At 71.0% G+C, this 16,271-nt stretch carries 12 protein-coding genes; 9 read left to right on the forward strand and 3 right to left on the reverse strand.

Translation table 11 applies throughout. From position 1 onward, the window contains the following. Nucleotides 1-14 precede the first annotated feature (14 nt). From ACFPGP_RS11955 to narI, 5 genes are read left to right on the forward strand one after another with little or no spacing between them, the layout of a single operon-like run. Entirely contained in the window at nucleotides 15-947 is a 933-nt protein-coding gene (locus ACFPGP_RS11955) for a helix-turn-helix transcriptional regulator (protein ID WP_378590374.1), read from the forward strand. Then, nucleotides 883-4,590, forward strand: a complete 3,708-nt coding sequence (locus tag ACFPGP_RS11960) for a nitrate reductase subunit alpha (RefSeq protein WP_378590376.1) — start codon at nucleotides 883-885, stop codon at nucleotides 4,588-4,590. The genes ACFPGP_RS11955 and ACFPGP_RS11960 overlap by 65 nt, the downstream gene beginning before the upstream one ends. Before the next feature lies 1 nt (nucleotide 4,591). Next, nucleotides 4,592-6,262, forward strand: coding sequence for a nitrate reductase subunit beta (gene narH, locus ACFPGP_RS11965; RefSeq protein ID WP_378590377.1), 1,671 nt, complete (start codon nucleotides 4,592-4,594; stop codon nucleotides 6,260-6,262). Continuing rightward, on the forward strand, nucleotides 6,262-6,966 hold the full coding sequence (narJ, locus tag ACFPGP_RS11970; RefSeq protein ID WP_378590379.1) for a nitrate reductase molybdenum cofactor assembly chaperone: 705 nt from the start codon (nucleotides 6,262-6,264) through the stop codon (nucleotides 6,964-6,966). Before narH ends, narJ begins: the two co-directional genes overlap by 1 nt. After that, the gene (gene narI, locus ACFPGP_RS11975) at nucleotides 6,963-7,685 is read left to right on the forward strand and encodes a respiratory nitrate reductase subunit gamma (RefSeq protein WP_378590380.1); all 723 of its coding nucleotides are present in this window, start codon (nucleotides 6,963-6,965) and stop codon (nucleotides 7,683-7,685) included. Before narJ ends, narI begins: the two co-directional genes overlap by 4 nt. A 1,296-nt stretch (nucleotides 7,686-8,981) precedes the next feature. On the opposite strand, the gene ACFPGP_RS11980 is transcribed toward narI, so the two are convergent. Together ACFPGP_RS11980 and ACFPGP_RS11985 are read right to left on the reverse strand one after the other, a co-directional pair. Beyond that, nucleotides 8,982-10,397 (reverse strand): sensor histidine kinase, encoded by a 1,416-nt coding sequence (locus ACFPGP_RS11980; RefSeq protein ID WP_378590382.1) that lies wholly within the window; start codon nucleotides 10,395-10,397, stop codon nucleotides 8,982-8,984. A 7-nt stretch (nucleotides 10,398-10,404) separates the two neighbouring features. Beyond that, a complete protein-coding gene (locus ACFPGP_RS11985; RefSeq protein WP_378590384.1) occupies nucleotides 10,405-11,097 on the reverse strand; it encodes a response regulator transcription factor in 693 nt (230 codons plus the stop codon). A 116-nt stretch (nucleotides 11,098-11,213) separates the two neighbouring features. On the opposite strand from ACFPGP_RS11985, the gene ACFPGP_RS11990 reads away from it, so the two are divergent. The 4 genes from ACFPGP_RS11990 (at nucleotide 11,214) to ACFPGP_RS12005 (ending at nucleotide 14,497) form a co-directional block, all read left to right on the forward strand. Beyond that, nucleotides 11,214-12,164, forward strand: a complete 951-nt coding sequence (locus tag ACFPGP_RS11990) for an ABC transporter ATP-binding protein (RefSeq protein WP_378590386.1) — start codon at nucleotides 11,214-11,216, stop codon at nucleotides 12,162-12,164. Continuing rightward, nucleotides 12,161-13,039: an ABC transporter permease gene (locus ACFPGP_RS11995; RefSeq protein WP_378590388.1), complete on the forward strand. Its 879-nt coding sequence runs from the start codon at nucleotides 12,161-12,163 to the stop codon at nucleotides 13,037-13,039. The genes ACFPGP_RS11990 and ACFPGP_RS11995 overlap by 4 nt, the downstream gene beginning before the upstream one ends. A 2-nt stretch (nucleotides 13,040-13,041) precedes the next feature. Beyond that, complete coding sequence (locus ACFPGP_RS12000; RefSeq protein WP_378590390.1) at nucleotides 13,042-13,830, forward strand: hypothetical protein; 789 nt, start codon at nucleotides 13,042-13,044, stop codon at nucleotides 13,828-13,830. 265 nt (nucleotides 13,831-14,095) lie between these two features. Then, nucleotides 14,096-14,497 carry a PGPGW domain-containing protein gene (locus ACFPGP_RS12005; protein ID WP_378590392.1) on the forward strand — a complete coding sequence of 134 codons (402 nt, stop codon included), beginning with the start codon at nucleotides 14,096-14,098 and terminating at the stop codon, nucleotides 14,495-14,497. Nucleotides 14,498-14,547: 50 nt separating this feature from the next. Here ACFPGP_RS12005 and ACFPGP_RS12010 read toward each other — a convergent pair whose 3' ends face one another. After that, on the reverse strand, nucleotides 14,548-16,221 hold the full coding sequence (locus ACFPGP_RS12010) for a SulP family inorganic anion transporter (RefSeq protein WP_378590394.1): 1,674 nt from the start codon (nucleotides 16,219-16,221) through the stop codon (nucleotides 14,548-14,550). Nucleotides 16,222-16,271: the final 50 nt, after the last annotated feature.

A 16,271-nucleotide genomic window follows, 5' to 3' on the forward strand; every position in this document is an offset into this window, starting at 1 on the left:
CGGGGATCCGAGCGGTGCGTTTCGGCATGCTCCTGCATTTCCCCATCCGCGAGGTGCGCGGACTACGTTCCGGAGTCCTCTCAATCCGGGCCTTTAGGCCTATTGTTGATCCGTCGAATACGGATGATTGTGAGGACGTGAATCCCGCGCAGGCCTCCAGCGTCAAGCGGATCGGCGCTGACCTGCTCGCATCGCCGACCAGGCGAGCCATCTTCGATGCGCTCCAGCGCTACCGTCCCCACGAGGACGAGGTCGACCCCGGCGGAATGACCGCGGGCCAGCTCGCGGAGGCACTCGGGTTGCATCCCACCACGGTGCGGTTCCACACCGACCAACTCGAGGCGGCCGGTATCGTCCGGTCACACCTCACCACCCAGTTCGGGGTCGGTCGCCCCCGCAAGGTGTATGCCGCAGCCCCCGCTGTGGTCGAGAACGACCACGCCGGGTACTTGCTGCGCCTGCTGGAGCTGATGACCGAGTCCTTCAACGAAGGTGGCACTCCGGAAGAGGCTGGCGAGCGTTGGGCGCAACGCCACCTGGTGCTGGCGCCGACGAGCCCGGCGGCGTCGCCGGGAACTTGGCTGGGCAAGGTCGGCCCGCTGGTCGACGTGCTCCAGGACTGGGGCTACTCCCCGGCGCTGACCACAGCGGACGGCGGGCGGACGTGTCACATCACCCTGGCCGACTGCCCCTTCATGGGGCTGGCGCGTGAGAACCCTGACGTGGTCTGCGGTATCCACGAGGGTCTCGTGCGCGGCGCCCTTCGTCAGGTAGGCGAGGACGATGTGGCGGTCGTTGTGACGCCGTTCGTTCGACCGAACCTGTGCCATGTCCAGATCACGACCCGTCAATCGTTCGACAAACACCATGAGGAGTCGGTGGATGAGTCTCGACAGCCCGATGCAGAGGGCCCTGATCTCGGGCCGACGGTTCTTCACCAAGGCTGAGGTGTCGCCTGACGACCGGGCGTTGTACAAACGGGGGGGTCGTGATGGTGACGTCTTCTACCGCGACCGTTGGAGCCACGACAAGGTGGTGCGCTCCACGCACGGGGTGAACTGCACGGGGTCGTGCTCGTGGAAGGTCTACGTCAAGGACGGGATCATCACCTGGGAGGCGCAGCAAACCGACTACCCCAGCGCGGGGGCCGACCGTCCTGAGTACGAACCGCGCGGCTGCCCGCGGGGCGCGGCGTTCTCGTGGTACACCTACAGCCCCACCAGGGTCCGCTACCCCTACGTGCGTGGGGTGCTGCTCGACCTCTACCGCGCCGCGAAGCAGAAGTACGGCGACCCGGTGGTTGCCTGGGGATCGATCGTGCAAGACGAGGAGCAGGCGCGGGCCTACAAGCGGGCGCGGGGCAAGGGCGGGCTGGTGCGCGCCAGCTGGGACGAGGCCGCCGAGATGATCGCTGCGGCCCACGTCTACACCGTCAAGCGGTGGGGTCCGGACCGGATCGCCGGCTTCAGCCCGATCCCGGCCATGTCGCCGGTGTCCTACGCCTCCGGGTCGCGCTTCCTGGAACTGATCGGCGCGCCGATGTTGTCGTTCTACGACTGGTACGCCGACCTGCCCAACGCCTCCCCTCAGATGTTCGGCGACCAGACCGACGTCCCGGAGTCGGGCGACTGGTGGGACGCCGGGTACCTGTTCATGTGGGGCTCCAACGTCCCGATGACCCGCACACCGGACGCCCACTGGATGACCGAGGCCCGGTACCGCGGCCAGAAGGTGGTGGCGGTCGCGCCCGACTACGCCGAGAACGTCAAGTTCGCCGACGAGTGGGTCAGCCCCGCGCCCGGCACCGACGGCGCGTTGGCGATGGCGATGGGCCACGTGATCCTCAAGGAGTACTTCGTCGACTCCCTGACGCCTTTCTTCGCCGAGTACGACAAGCGGTTCACCGACCTGCCGTACCTGGTCTGCCTGGAGCCCCGAGGTGACGGCACCTACCGCCCCGGCAAGTACCTCGTGGCCGGGGACATCGGCCACCCCGAGGGCGGTCATGAGAACCAGATGTGGAAGCCCGCCCTGATCGACGCCGCGACCGGGCAGGTCCGCATCCCGCGCGGTGCCATCGGCCACCGCTACGGCGACGAGGGCCTCGGCCAGTGGAACCTCGACCTCGGCGACATCGACCCCGCCCTCACCATGTACGCAGACCACCAGGGTGGCACCGGTGAGGCGGTGGAGGTGGAGCTGCCGCGTTTCGACGACGCCGACGGCAAGGTGGTCCGTGAGCGCCGCGGGGTGCCGGTCGCGCGGGTCGGGGACCGCCTCGTGACCACGGTGCTCGACCTGATGCTCGCCCAGTACGGCGTGGCGCGCGCCGGCCTGCCCGGCACCTGGCCCACGTCGTACGACGACCCCACGATCCCCGCGACACCCGCGTGGCAGGAGCAGCACACCGGCGTGCCCGCCGCGCAGGTGACGCGGTTGGCGCGGGAGTGGGCGCAGAACGCCATCGACACCGAGGGCCGCGGCATGATCCTGCTCGGCGCGGGGGTCAACCACTGGTTCCACTCCGACCAGATCTACCGCGCGATCCTGCTGCTCACCACGATCACCGGCACCCAGGGCCGCAACGGCGGGGGATGGGCGCACTACGTGGGGCAGGAGAAGATCCGCCCCATCATGGGCTTCCAGCACATGGCCTTTGCCCTGGACTGGCAGCGCCCGCCGCGGCACATGAACCAGACCGCCTACTGGTATGTCAACACCTCCCAGTACCGCTACGACACGTTCACCGCCGACGACCTCGACCTCGACACCGGCACCGGCGCCTTCGCCGGCAAGACGGTGATGGACCTGCTCGCCCAGTCGGTCCGGCTGGGCTGGACCCCGAGCTACCCCACCTTCGACCGCAGCTCTCTGACGCTCGCGGACGATGCCGAGGCGGCGGGCATGGCGGCGCCCGACTTCGTCGCCCGGGAGCTGAAGGAGGGCCGCCTGAAGTTCGCGGTCGAGGACCCCGAGGCCGAGGAGAACCACCCCCGGGTGCTGTCGCTGTGGCGCTCGAACCTGCTGGGGAGCTCGGCCAAGGGCAACGAGTACTTCCTGCGGCACCTGCTCGGCACCGACAGCGCCGCGACGGCCCAGGAGGCCAGCCCTGACCAGCGACCCTCCTCGGTCCGGTGGGCTGAGGAGGCCCCGGAGGGCAAGCTGGACCTGCTGATGACGATCGACTTCCGGATGACCAGCAGCACCATCTTCAGTGACGTCGTGCTGCCCGCCGCGACCTGGTACGAGAAGCACGACCTGTCGACCACCGACATGCACCCCTTCGTGCACTCCTTCAACCCCGCGATCGCGCCGCCGTGGCAGACGCGGTCGGACTGGGAGGCGTGGAAGACGATCGCGCAACGGTTCAGCGAGCTCGCCGAGGACCACCTCGGCACCCGCCAGGACGTGGTCGCCAAGCCGCTGTGGCACGACACCCCTGAAGCCATGGCGACCGAGCACGGCGTGGTCAAGGACTGGCGGCTAGGCGCCGATCATCCAGACGGCTGCGAGCCGGTTCCGGGCAAGACGATGCCGGTGATCGCGGTGGCCGAGCGGGACTACACCGCGATCTACGAGAAGATGACCTCGATCGGGCCGCTGATGGAGAAAGTCGGCATGCTCACCAAGGGGGTGGCCTACGACGTCAAGCGGGAGATCGACATCCTGCGGCACCGCAACGGCGTCCAGCACGGGGGCGCGGGCGACGGCCAGCCCAAGGTCGAGACCGACGTGCAGATGGCCGACGCGATCCTGCACCTGGCCGGCGTCTCCAACGGCCATCTGGCCACGCACGGGTTCCGGTTCCTGGAGAAACGCACCGGCACCCAGCTGCACGACCTCGCCGCCGAGCACGAGGGCAAGCAGATCACCTTCGCCGACACCCAGGTCGCGCCGGTGCCCGTCATCACCTCACCGGAGTGGTCCGGCTCGGAGTCCGGCGGCCGCCGCTACTCGCCGTTCACGATCAACATCGAGCGACTCAAGCCCTTCCACACCCTCACCGGGCGCCAGCAGTTCTACATCGACCACGACTGGTTCCTCGGGACGGGCGAGATGCTCCCGGTCTACCGCCCACCGCTCAACATGACGACCCTGTTCGGGGAAGCGCCCATCGGCGAGCAGAGCGAGCTCGGTGTCTCCGTCCGCTACCTCACGCCCCACAACAAGTGGTCGATCCACTCCGAGTACCAGGACAACCTCTTCATGCTCTCGCTCTCGCGTGGCGGGCAGTCGGTCTGGGTCTCCGACCGCGACGCCGACAAGATCGGCATCAAGGACAACGACTGGATCGAGATGGTCAACCGCAACGGCGTCGTCGCCGCCCGCGCCATCGTCAGCCACCGGATGCCCGAGGGCACCGTCTACATGCACCACGCCCAGGACCGGCTGATCGACGTCCCACTCACCGAGCGCGACCGCAAGCGAGGCGGCATCCACAACAGCCTGACCCGGATCCTGATGAAGCCCAACCACATGGTCGGCGGGTATGCCCAGCTTGCCTACTTCTTCAACTACATCGGACCGATCGGCACCAACCGCGACGAAGTGACCACCATCCGCAAGCGGACCACGAAGGTGGAGTACTGACATGCGCGTGATGGCTCAAATGGCGATGGTGATGAACCTCGACAAGTGCATCGGGTGCCACACCTGCTCGGTCACCTGCAAACAGGCGTGGACCAACCGCACCGGCACCGAGTACGTCTGGTTCAACAACGTCGAGACCCGACCCGGGCTCGGCTACCCGCGCACCTACGAGGACCAGGAGACCTGGCAGGGCGGCTGGGTCCGCAAGCCCAACGGCCGGCTCGCGCTCAAGGCCGGCGGCCGGGTGAAGAAACTGCTCAACATCTTCTCCAATCCCAAGCTGCCCTCGATCCACGACTACTACGAACCGTGGACCTACGACTACGAGACCCTGACCAGCTCACCGCAGACGGACACCTTCCCAGTCGCCCGGCCCAAGTCGTTGATCTCGGGCAAGGACATGAACGTCGAGTGGTCGGCCAACTGGGACGACGACCTCGGTGGGTCGGGCGAGCACGCGGCGCGCGACGTGATGCTCAAGGGCATCGAGGACAAGGTCAAGCTCGAGTTCGAGCAGACCTTCATGTTCTACCTGCCCCGCATCTGCGAGCACTGCCTCAACCCGTCGTGCGCGGCCTCCTGCCCCAGCGGCGCCATCTACAAGCGCGCGGAGGACGGCATCGTCCTCGTCGACCAGGACCGCTGCCGCGGCTGGCGCATGTGCGTCTCCGGCTGCCCCTACAAGAAGGTCTACTTCAACCACAAGACCGGCAAAGCCGAGAAGTGCACCTTCTGCTACCCGCGGGTCGAGGTCGGCATCCCAACGGTCTGCTCGGAGACCTGCGTCGGCCGGCTGCGCTACATCGGACTCGTCCTCTACGACGCCGACAAGGTCCTCGAGGCTGCCTCGGTCGAGGACGAGCACGAGCTCTACGACGCCCAGCGGGCCTGCTTCCTCGATCCCGAGGACCCCCAGGTCCAGCGAGCAGCCGAGGCCGCGGGGATCCCGGGAGACTGGATCGAGGCCGCGAAGAAGTCCCCGGTGTGGGCCCTGATCAACCGGTTCCAGGTGGCGCTGCCCCTGCACCCGGAGTACCGGACCATGCCCATGGTCTGGTACATCCCGCCCCTCTCGCCGGTTGTCGACGTGATCAAGGAGACCGGCCACGACGCCGAGGATCGCGGCAACCTCTTCGCCGCCATCGAGGCCCTGCGCATCCCGGTGGAGTACCTCGCCAACCTGTTCACCGCCGGCGACACAGCCCCCGTCGACCAGGTGCTGCGCAAGCTCGCCGCGATGCGCTCCTACATGCGCGACATCAACCTCGGCCGCGAGCCCGACGAGGCCATCCCCGCGGCGGTCGGCATGACGGGGGAGCAGATGTACGACATGTTCCGTCTGCTCGCCATCGCCAAGTACAGCGAGCGCTACGTCATCCCCACCGCCCACGCCGAGCAGGCCCACGCGCTCGAGGAGCTCGCCACCGACTGCCCCGTCAGCGACTACGGCGGCGGCCAGCAGGACCTCTTCGGCGAGGGATCGGGCTACCCGACCCCCGTGGCCGTGGAGAACCTCCGGATGCTCCAGGACCGCCAGACCTCCGACGCCAACGACGAGCTCGTCGGCGGCCGTAGCAAAGCGGGACGAGTCAACCTCCTGAACTGGGACGGCCGAGGGACGCCCGAGGGGATGTTTCCCCCCCGCTCCACCGACTCCGGAGGCGAGAACTGATGCGTCTGACGCAGCGTAGAGAGCGTGCCCGAGAGGTGGAGGTGCGGCACACCTGGGCGGCCTGCTCGACCCTCCTGGACTACCCGACGGCCGAGCTGCTGGACAACCTGGACCACATCGAAGCGCTGACGCCCGGCAACGCCCAGCTCGCCGGCCTCGTGTCCTACCTGCGCTCACGCGACCTCCGGGCCCTCCAGGAGGAGTACGTGGAGACCTTCGACCACACCCGCAAGTGCGCCCTCCACCTCACCTACTACGCCTACGGCGACACACGCCGTCGCGGCGCCGCGCTCGTGAGCTTCAAGGGGGCCTACCGCGCTGGCGGCGTCGCGTGGGACGAGTCCAGCGGCGAGCTCCCCGACCACCTGTGCGCCGTGCTCCAGTACGGCGCCACCGTCGACGCCGAGGTGGCCAGGAAGCTGCTCGACGACCACCGCGCCGGCGTCGAGCTGCTCCGCATCGCGCTGGCCGGCTGGCGCAACCCCGACGGCAGCACCGGCTCGCCCTGGCACGGCGCCGTCCGTGCCCTGTGCGACACCCTGCCCGAGCTCGCCGGTGACGAGGCCGACGCCGTACGACGACTCATCGAGCAGGGCCCACCGGCCGAAGAAGTCGGCCTGGCCGGCTACGGCGGCGATCCTGCCCTGGCCTCCGCCCCCACCCTGATCGCCGGATCGAGCATCCCCGTAGGAGCACCGCGATGAGTATCTTCCTGTGGGTCATCGTCCCCTACCTGTGCCTGGCAACGTTCGTGGTAGGGCACATGTGGCGCTACCGCTACGACAAGTTCGGCTGGACCACCCGCTCCTCGCAGCTCTACGAGGACCGCCTCCTGCGGCTCGGCTCGCCGCTCTTCCACTTCGGCATGCTCGGCGTGGTCGGAGGCCACGTCATCGGGCTGCTGGTCCCTCGCAGGTGGACCGAAGCCGTCGGAATCGACGACCACCGCTACCACCTGACCGCCGTCGTCGGCGGACTCATCGCCGGGCTGATGGCCCTGGTCGGGATGGCCATCCTGATCTACCGTCGCCGCACCGTCGGCCCGGTCTTCAGCGCCACCACCCCGATGGACAAGGTGATGTACGCCTTCCTCGGCGCCGTGATCGTGCTCGGCATGTGGAACACGATCGCCGGCTCGATCTTCTCCCTCGGCGGTGAGTACAACTACCGCGAAGGAGTATCGGTCTGGTACCGGTCGTTCCTCGCCTTCGACCCCCAGCCAGAGCTCATGGCCGAGGCACCGCTCGGCTTCCAGCTGCACGCCCTGGTCGCGTTCGGCTTGTTCGCACTCTGGCCGTTCACCCGTCTGGTGCATGTCTTCTCCGCACCGGTGGGTTACCTGACCCGCCCCTATATCGTCTACAGGTCGCGCGACGACCAGCTGGGCAGTCGTCCGAGCCGCCGCGGCTGGGAACGGGTCTAGCCCTGAGCCATCGGGAGGCCGTCGGTGCCGCAGCGCCGCACATGACGCGGCCGAGAGATCAGTCGAGGTTTGCCCGCGTGAATGGGAGATCAACCTATCCCCAGCGTCACGGCGCCACGTCCCTCTCCACCTACATCAACTGGCACCCCAACCGCCGGGACCGGGCCGCGTGGCCATCACCCGGGGACGGCTACGAGGGCTGTCGTGGGCTGGTGACGGCCGGCCCAGTCGCTCACTCTCGGGTGGCGCCACGGGGTCGGTCGACCGCTCGCTCGTGGGCCGGGTGCGCGGCTCGGGCGGCCACGTCGGCGTCGCTGCAGAAACTCCACGACAGGGAGACTCAGGCTTGGCGCAACCGCCTAGCTGGTGGTGAGCCATTTCCGGCCGCCCACCGCGACGTCGAAGCAGCAGTGAGATCAGGCCGTGAACTCGCCCGCCTGCGCAAGGCCGAGCACTACGTCGCCGGGACCGGTCAGGAGCGCCTGGCCCAGTAATGGCCCAAGGGCGATGGCGTCGCCATGATTTCTCCGTCTCCTTGAGCCAGTCAACGGGGGCGCTCGAGGGGAGACAGCAGAATTGCCCCGGTGGCATCCACGGGCCGGGGCGATTCTCTTCTGTCGCAGGGCCTTGGCCAGTTCCCGAATTTCGGCAACGCAGGCCAGTCCCGCTCCGCCCACGCTATTCACATCTGCACCTCGGTACGTCGGCTTGAGCGGAAGTTTCGAGCGCGGCCGGTGTCGCAGATCAACTGGCGCAGGTGTGTCGCATATCAGGCGGCACAGGACACTGACCTGATTCGCGATCGGTTACAACTTTCCTTACTGGTTCAAGGCGCCGGCTTCGCCGGCGCGCTCCCGGGGGCCCGCGCTGCGGGCGGCGCTGGCGCGCCGTCCTCGCGCACCCCGTCCGCTGGGTGCGAACCGCAGCCCCGACCCCCTGACGGATGACCGTCCGGTCGGCGACCGCTGCCTCAAGGGCGCTGCGCGTCGCTTCGCGATCGAGCAAGCTCGACCCTTGACCCACCGACCGCCGACCCGGTGCGGGCTGGTTGTCAGGGGGTCGGGGGAACTGTGGCCACCGCCGGGGCGCACACGGGGCACACGGCTACTTCATCCAGAGGCAATCCGTGATAGACGTCAGCCATGCATCAGGCCCCTGGCCAGCGCAAACGACGTGCATGCACTGCTACGCACGCCCCGGTCGCAGTTCCGCTTCAACGTCTGACCTGCCGACACCGGTCTCTCCGGGTCGTGTGCCCGAGGACACCCCCTGGGGTGGTGCCAGGCACACGACCCGTCAGGCGGAGGCTCGCGGCAGCAGGACCGTCACCGTCATCGCCGGGCCGTGCTCGCAGGGCACCCCGCTCGCCACGCCGTACGACGTGTGCTCGCCGCCGCAGCACAGGCGCAGCTCGCCGCCGGAGCGGGCGACCAGCTGCTCGACCAGCGACAGCCCGAGCCCCGCGCCGGGCCGGGAGCGGGCCTCGTCGGAGCGGGTGAAACGGCCGGTCGCCGACTGCAGCAGCGCGGGCGGCATGCCCGGCCCGGCGTCGGACACCTCGACGACCACCCGGTCCGCGCGGCTCGCGACCGTCAACCGCACCGGCGGTGCCCCGTGCAGCGCGGCATTGCCGAGGAGGTTGGCGACGACGCGCTCGAGGGCGGTCACGCCGATCCGCGCCGAGAGCGGCTCCACCGGCAGGGAGACGTCGAGCCCGGTCGCCGCCTCGGGGTGGGCGAGCCGGTGCCGCTCGACCACGCCCGCGACGACCGGGCCGACGTCGACCGGCCCGTCGTCCGGGTCGGCCCCCGAGCCGAGCTCCAGCAGGTCCTCGGCCAGCTCCGCCAGCCGGGCCACGTCGACGCTCAGCTCGTCGAGGATCCGCTCGTGCTCCTCGACCGTCCGGTGCCGTCGCCGCGCCAGCTGCAGCCGGCTCGAGAGCAGCGTCAGCGGGGTGCGCAGCTCGTGGCTGGCGTCGTCGACGAACCGCCGCTCGTGCGCCAGGGCCGCGTCGAGCGCGGCGAGCATGTCGTTGAGCGTGTGGCCGAGGCGGGTGATCTCGTCGTCGCGGCCCTCGGGCACGTCGAGCCGCCAGCCGTCGGCCCCGCCGGCGATCTCCGAGGCCCGCCGTCGGTACTCCTCGACCGGGCGCAGCGCCGCCCGCGCCAGGCGGTCACCCACCACGGCCGCCACGGCGAGCGCGCCCAGCCCGGCCAGGGTGAGCTGCAGCAGCAGCTCGCGCAGCGCCTCGTCGCGGTGGTCGCGCCGCACGCCCACGAGCAGGTAGGCGGCCGGGCCGTCCTCGAGCGCGGTCACCTGCAGCCGGTAGGGGCGGCTGGTGACCGGCAGCAGCGTGCCGAGCTCGAGGGTCCGCGACCCGCCGTCGACGCGGTCGAGGGCGCTCGCCGGCACCAGCGGCGTCTCCCCGGCCGCGCCGCCGGCGTCGAGCACGGTGCCGTCCGGGCCCAGCACCTGCCACACCGCTCCCGTGGCGTCGGCCGCCTCCGGGTTGGTCACGCGTCCGGTCGGCCCGACCAGCGGCTCGATCGTCGCGCTCGCCGAGGCCAGCTCGTCGTCGAGGCCGCGGTCGAGCGCGTACTCAACGCGCCAGTAGACGAAGGCGCCCGCCGCGACCAGCAGCACCAGCATCGCGACCACGAAGCCGGCGACGAGCCGGGTGCGCAGCGGCAGCCGGGCGAGCCGGTCCTTCACCAGGCACTCACGACGTGACGGGTGCGGGGGCGTCCGCGCGGTAGCCGGCGCCGCGCACCGTGGTGATCGTGCTGGTCCCGAACGGCCGGTCGATCTTGGCCCGGATCGCGGCGAGGTGCACGTCGATGACGTTGCTGCGCAGGTCGGTCTCGCCGTCCCAGACCTCGTCGAGGATCGTGAACCTCGACACCACCTTCCCGGCGCGCGAGACCAGGAGGTGGAGGATGTCGAACTCGCGTGCCGACAGCTCGATCTCCACGTCCCCGCGGGTCACCCGGCGCGACCCGGCGTCCACGGTCAGGTCGCCGAGGCGCACCACCCCCGTCTCGTCGTACGACGCGCGGCGGTGCAGCGCCCGCAACCGGGCCAGCAACTCGTCGAGGTCGAACGGCTTGGCGAGGTAGTCGTCGGCGCCGGCGTCGAGCCCGGCGACCCGGTCGCGCACCTGACCGCGCGCGGTCAGCACCAGCACCGGAGTCGTCACGCCCGCCTCGCGCAGGCGCCGGCAGGCCGTCAGCCCGTCGGTGCCGGGCAGCATCCAGTCGAGGAGGAGGACGTCGTAGTCGAGGCCGCCCGGCAGCGCCCGTCCGTACGCCGCGCGGCCGTCGTGGACGACCTCGACCTCCCAGCCGGCCTCGCCCAGCGACTCGGCGAGGAGCGCAGCGAGGCGCTGGTCGTCCTCCGCGACGAGGATCCGCACGTGTGCTCCTCCCTGGCCCGTCGGCGCCGGTGCCGACGGGGTCAACTGTGCACCCAGCCTCCACCCCGTGGGCGGGGTTCATCCTCCCTTCATGCGGCGCTGCCTACGGTCCGGGCATGACCGTGCTCGCTGTCGACGCCGAGGGCGTCACCAAGACGTTCGGTCCCGTCCGCGCCGTCGACGAGATCTCCCTCCGGGTCGCCCCGGGTGAGGTCTACGGCGTGCTCGGGCCCAACGGGGCCGGCAAGACCACCTTCCTGCGGATGCTCTTCGGGCTGATCCGCCCCGACGCCGGCACCGTCCGCGTCTTCGGCCGGACGTGGGCCGAGGACGACGTGGCGGTGCTCGACGGCGTCGCGGGCTTCATCGAGAGCCCGAAGTTCTACCCCTACCTGACCGGGCGGCAGAACCTCGAGGGCCTCGCGCTCCTCGACGGCGGCGTGCGTCCCGGCCTCGTCGAGGAGGTGCTCGGGGTCGTGGACCTCGCGGACCGCGCCGACGACCGGGTGAGCGGCTACTCCTACGGCATGCGCCAGCGGCTCGGGGTCGCCGCGAGCCTGCTGCGCGAGCCGCGGCTGCTGGTGCTCGACGAGCCGGCCAACGGCCTCGACCCGGCCGGAATCCGCGACATGCGCGCCCTGGTCAAGCGCCTCGCGGCGAGCGGCCTCACCGTGCTGCTGAGCTCGCACCACATGGACGAGGTCGAGGAGATCTGCGACCACGTCACGATCATGCGCAGGGGGAGCGTCGCCTTCCACGGCTCGCTCGACGAGTTGCGCTCCATGGCACCCGACCCCGGTCACGCGTTGACGACCACGGACGACGTGCGCGCGATGGCGATGGCGCGCTCGACCCCCGAGGTCCGGGCCGAACGCGTGGCCGGGGGAGGGCTCACGGTCACCGGGCCGGCCCACGAGGTCTCGGCGTACGTCGGGTCGCTGGTGCGGGCGGGTATCGACCTGCGCGGCTTCACCGCCACCCGCACCCCGCTGCAGCAGCTGTTCTTCATGCTCACCGAGACCGACGTCGACGACGTCCCCGACCCCGTCCTGGAGGGCACCAGATGACCACCACCGAGGCCGCCCCGGCACCGGCGCGGCCCGCGGCACCGCCCGCGCCGAGCCGCCGGGGCGTCCTCGCTGACGCCCTGCGGTGGGAGGTCCGCAAGCTGCGCCGGCAGTACCGCGCCCGGGTCGCGCTGCTCGGCGCGCTCGTCGGCCCGGTGCTGGTCGTGGTGGTCGTGCACGGCCAGTCGCGTCCGCCCAAGGACACGCTCTTCGGTCGCTACGCCCTCGACAACGGCTTCGCGCTCTCGTTGCTCGTGCTCGGCTTCGCCACCCAGTGGGTGCTGCCGCTGCTGACCGCGCTGGTCGCCGGCGACATCTTCGCGAGCGAGGACCACCACGGCACCTGGAAGACCGTGCTCACCCGGTCGACCGGCCGCGGCACGGTGTTCTGGGCCAAGACACTGGCCGCGGCCGGGTTCGCCGTGCTCGTGGTGCTCGTCCTCGGGGCCTCGACGATCACGTCGTCGCTGCTCATCGTCGGGCACCAGCCGCTCACGGGTCTCACCGGCCAGCTGACCGCGCCGTCCGAGGCGCTGCGGCTGGTGTCGCTGAGCTGGGTCAGCGTGCTCGCGCCCACGCTCGGGTTCACCTGCCTGGCCCTGCTGCTCTCGGTGTGGTCGCGCAACCCCGCCGTCGGCATCGCGGCCCCGGTCGTGATCGCCATGGTCATGCAGCTCGTCGGCGCGCTCGGGGGCGTCGAGCCGCTCCGGCCGTTCCTGCTGAGCACCCCGTTCGAGTCCTGGCACGGGCTGCTCGCCGACCCCCGGTTCACCGGGCCGCTGCTGGGCGGGCTGGTGACCAGTGCGGTCTGGTGCGCCGTCTGTCTCGGGCTCGGCCACCTCGTGCTCCGCCGTCGCGACATCACCGGAGGCTGATCGTGCGCCGTACCGTCCTCATCGTCCTCGCCGCCGTCGCGGCGGTCGTCGCCCTCGGCGCGGTCGCCGTCGCCGCGGGTGGCGGCAGCAGCGTGACCCGCCCACGGCTCGAGCGCGCCCTGCCGGCGACGTTCGCCCACCTCTACGTCCAGCAGGCCGACCTCCTCGGCAAGGAGGGCATCACTCCGGAGTCGATGAAGGCCACCGCCATGTGCGACAAGGGCGGCCCGCACGGCGCCGACGTCGGCCCTGGCGGCGACTGGGTGTGCCTGATGAGCTGGCACGACCCGTCGGTGCCCATGCCGACCGAGGGCTACGGCAAGTTCGAGCTCAACGTGCACAGCAACGACTGCTTCACCGCGAGCGGGCCCTCCAAGCTGACCGGCTTCATGACGCTGACCGACCAGCACGGGCACGAGGTGCCCAACCCGCTCTTCGAGTTCGACGGGTGCTTCGATCCCAGCGGTGACAACAGCCCCACGGGCGTGGAGTTCCCCTCGCTGCTCTCGACCACCGCGATCACGGTGACGCCCGACGCCCAGGGCCGGGTCGCCTTCCCGGTGGCCTGCGGCACCGGCGCCGAGGGCTGCGCGGGCACCGTCACCGCGGTGTCGGGTGGGACCCGGCTCGGCCGGGTGCCCTTCGACCTCGTCGAGGAGTCGACCGCCGCGCTGACCCTGCCGGAGCCGCTGCCGGCCGGGGCGATGGACGTGGAGTTCACGGTGCACGCGACCACCGGGGTCGCCCCGACCAGCCCGGTCACGCTGACCGTGCAGCAGCGCGGGAGCTGAGTGGCGTCAGGGGCGGGGCCCGGCCTGTGGTCAGGAGACGATGGCGTCGGTCGACATGGGGCTCCAGACAGGTGGGACGAGGACGTCCCCGTTCCTACCCGGGCCCGTGTGGCGCATGCTCGGCGGCGAGGAGGGCCGGACCACGCCCGAGGCGATCGGCAGGGACCTGCGCTGAGTGGTCCGGACGGGCTGAGGCGCTCTCAGAAAGCTCTCAGCCGCGGCCGGGACAATCGTCACATCCCCGACCCCCGGAGCCCCTGTGTCCGTGTCCGTGACCTCGCCCGCCCCCCGCGTCCACGCGGTGCTCGACCGCCTCGACGCCTGGGGTGACCGCAGCACGGCGCGTGCCTGGGCCAAGCGGGTCGCCGTCACGGTGACCGGCCCCCTCGTCGTGCTGGTGGGTGTCGCGATGCTCGTGCTGCCGGGCCCGGGCCTGGTCGTGATGGGTGTCGGGATGGCGCTGCTGGCCGTGGAGTACCCCTGGGCGCGCCGCGTCGTGGGTGCCGCGGGTCGCGGCCTGGCCCGACTGCGCGAGCTGGTGCTGCCGCGCGGCGCCGGCGCCGGCCGTCGCGCGCTCGGTGGCGTGGCCGTCGCGGCGTTCGGCGTCGCCGGGTTCGTGGCCACGACCGCGATCACGGCGTTCCTCGGCGCGCACACCCTGCTGTAGGAAGCTCCTCGCTCCCACGTGGTGAGGGTCGTGTGCTCGACGACGTGACGTCAGACCTGCTCCGCCTGCCAGGCCTGGTACGCCGCGACGGCGGTCGGGAGCGTCGGGAAGATCCGCTGCTCGCCGATCTCCTCGAGCAGCCCGCTGGGCGCCAGAGCGGTGCGCAGGTCCTGCTTGACCCGGGCCAGCCCCAGCTCGCAGCCGCTCGCGTCGAGGTGCTCCTTGAGCTGCCGGAGGCTGTCGACCCCGGTGACGTCCACCTCGCTGACCGCCTCGGCGTTGAGGACGAACCAGTGCACCGGCTCCTGTGCGGACTCGAACGCCGCGAGCGCGCGCTGCCGGAAGTCCTCGGCGTTGGCGAAGAACAGCGGTGAGTCGTAGCGGTAGACCACGAGCCCGGGCAGCACGGCGGCGGTCGGGTAGTCGTCGACGTCGTGCATGCCGGCGAGGTCGGGTACGAAACCCTGCACGGCGTCGTGCGGCCGGGCCACCCGGCGCATCAGGTCGGCGACCGACAGCCCGATCGCCACCAGCACGCCGGGCAGGACGCCGACGACGAGCACGGCGCCGGTGGTCGCCAGCGCGATCAGCAGCTCGCTGCGGCGGAACCGGCCGATCCGCCGGAACTCCGGCACGTCGACGAGACGGACGGCGGCGTAGACCACGACCGCGCCGAGCGCGGCCTGGGGGAAGGCGGCCAGCAGCGGCCCGAGGGCGAAGACCGCGACCACGGTGCTCAGCAAGGTGCAGACACCCGCCAGCTGCGTGCGACCGCCGACGGCGTCGACGATCGCGGTCCGGCTGCCGCTGCTGCTGACCGGGAACCCCTGCATCAGGCCGGAGAAGAGGTTGGCGCCTCCCAGCGCGAGCAGCTCGCGCTTGGCGTCCACCCGGTCGTGCTGGCGGGTCGCGAACGCGCGGGCGGTCAGGATGTTGTCGGTGAAGCCGACGAAGGCGACGCCGAGGGCGGCCGGCAGGATCTCGACCACCCCGTCGAGGCTCACCGACGGCAGCGAGGGCAGGGGCAGGCCCGCCGGGATCTCGCCGATCACGGCGACGCCGCGGTCCTGCAGGTCGAGCAGCGCGACCGCGGCGGCCGCACCGACCATGCCGATCAGCGCCATCGGGGCCCGCGGCCACACCGCGCTGCCGGCCAGCATCACCGCCAGGGTGACCAGCGCCAGCACCAGGGTCGGCAGCTGGACCTGGTCGAGGTGTTGCAGCACGTAGCCGATCTCCTGCACGAAGCCGTCGGCGTCGACCTCGATGCCGGTGATCTTGCCGAGCTGCGAGACGACCATGATCCCGGCGACGCCGGCCATGTAGCCGACCAGCACCGGACGCGACAGCAGATCCGCCAGGAAGGCCAGGCCCCCGATCCACCCGAGCACGCACAGGCCGGCCACCAGCAGGGCCAGGGCCGCGGCCAGGTCCGCGTACCCGGCGGTGCCGGACACCGCGACGGCACCGATCGCGGCGGCCGTCATCAGCGCCGTCGTCGACTCGGGGCCGACCGACAGCTGGCGGGAGGAGCCGAGCAGGGCGTACGCCGCGAGCGAGGCCACCGCAGCCCAGAGCCCCGCCACCGCCGGGAGGCCGGCCACCTCGGCGTACGCCATCACCTGGGGGATCAGGTAGGCGGTCACGGTCACCCCCGCCAGCACGTCGCCGCGCAGGAAGGCTCGTCGGTAACCGGCCACCCACGACGGGAACGCGGACGCCATGGGGTCAAGGTAGGGGAGCGGGAATCCTCCGTGGAGAGCCGTTGGTCCCG

Origin of the sequence: Nocardioides taihuensis, assembly GCF_042657275.1 — a bacterium.
In the GTDB taxonomy this organism is placed as follows: Bacteria; Actinomycetota; Actinomycetes; order Propionibacteriales; family Nocardioidaceae; genus Nocardioides; species Nocardioides taihuensis.

What these genes read in the sequence shown, in the direction of transcription:
- ACFPGP_RS11960 (WP_378590376.1), top strand. Translation starts at nt 883, where the DNA reads ATGAGTCTCGACAGCCCGATGCAGAGGGCCCTGATCTCGGGCCGACGG.
- narH (WP_378590377.1), top strand. Translation starts at nt 4,592, where the DNA reads ATGCGCGTGATGGCTCAAATGGCGATGGTGATGAACCTCGACAAGTGC.
- narJ (WP_378590379.1), top strand. Translation starts at nt 6,262, where the DNA reads ATGCGTCTGACGCAGCGTAGAGAGCGTGCCCGAGAGGTGGAGGTGCGG.
- narI (WP_378590380.1), top strand. Translation starts at nt 6,963, where the DNA reads ATGAGTATCTTCCTGTGGGTCATCGTCCCCTACCTGTGCCTGGCAACG.
- ACFPGP_RS11990 (WP_378590386.1), top strand. Translation starts at nt 11,214, where the DNA reads ATGACCGTGCTCGCTGTCGACGCCGAGGGCGTCACCAAGACGTTCGGT.
- ACFPGP_RS11995 (WP_378590388.1), top strand. Translation starts at nt 12,161, where the DNA reads ATGACCACCACCGAGGCCGCCCCGGCACCGGCGCGGCCCGCGGCACCG.
- ACFPGP_RS12010 (WP_378590394.1), bottom strand. Translation starts at nt 16,221, where the DNA reads ATGGCGTCCGCGTTCCCGTCGTGGGTGGCCGGTTACCGACGAGCCTTC.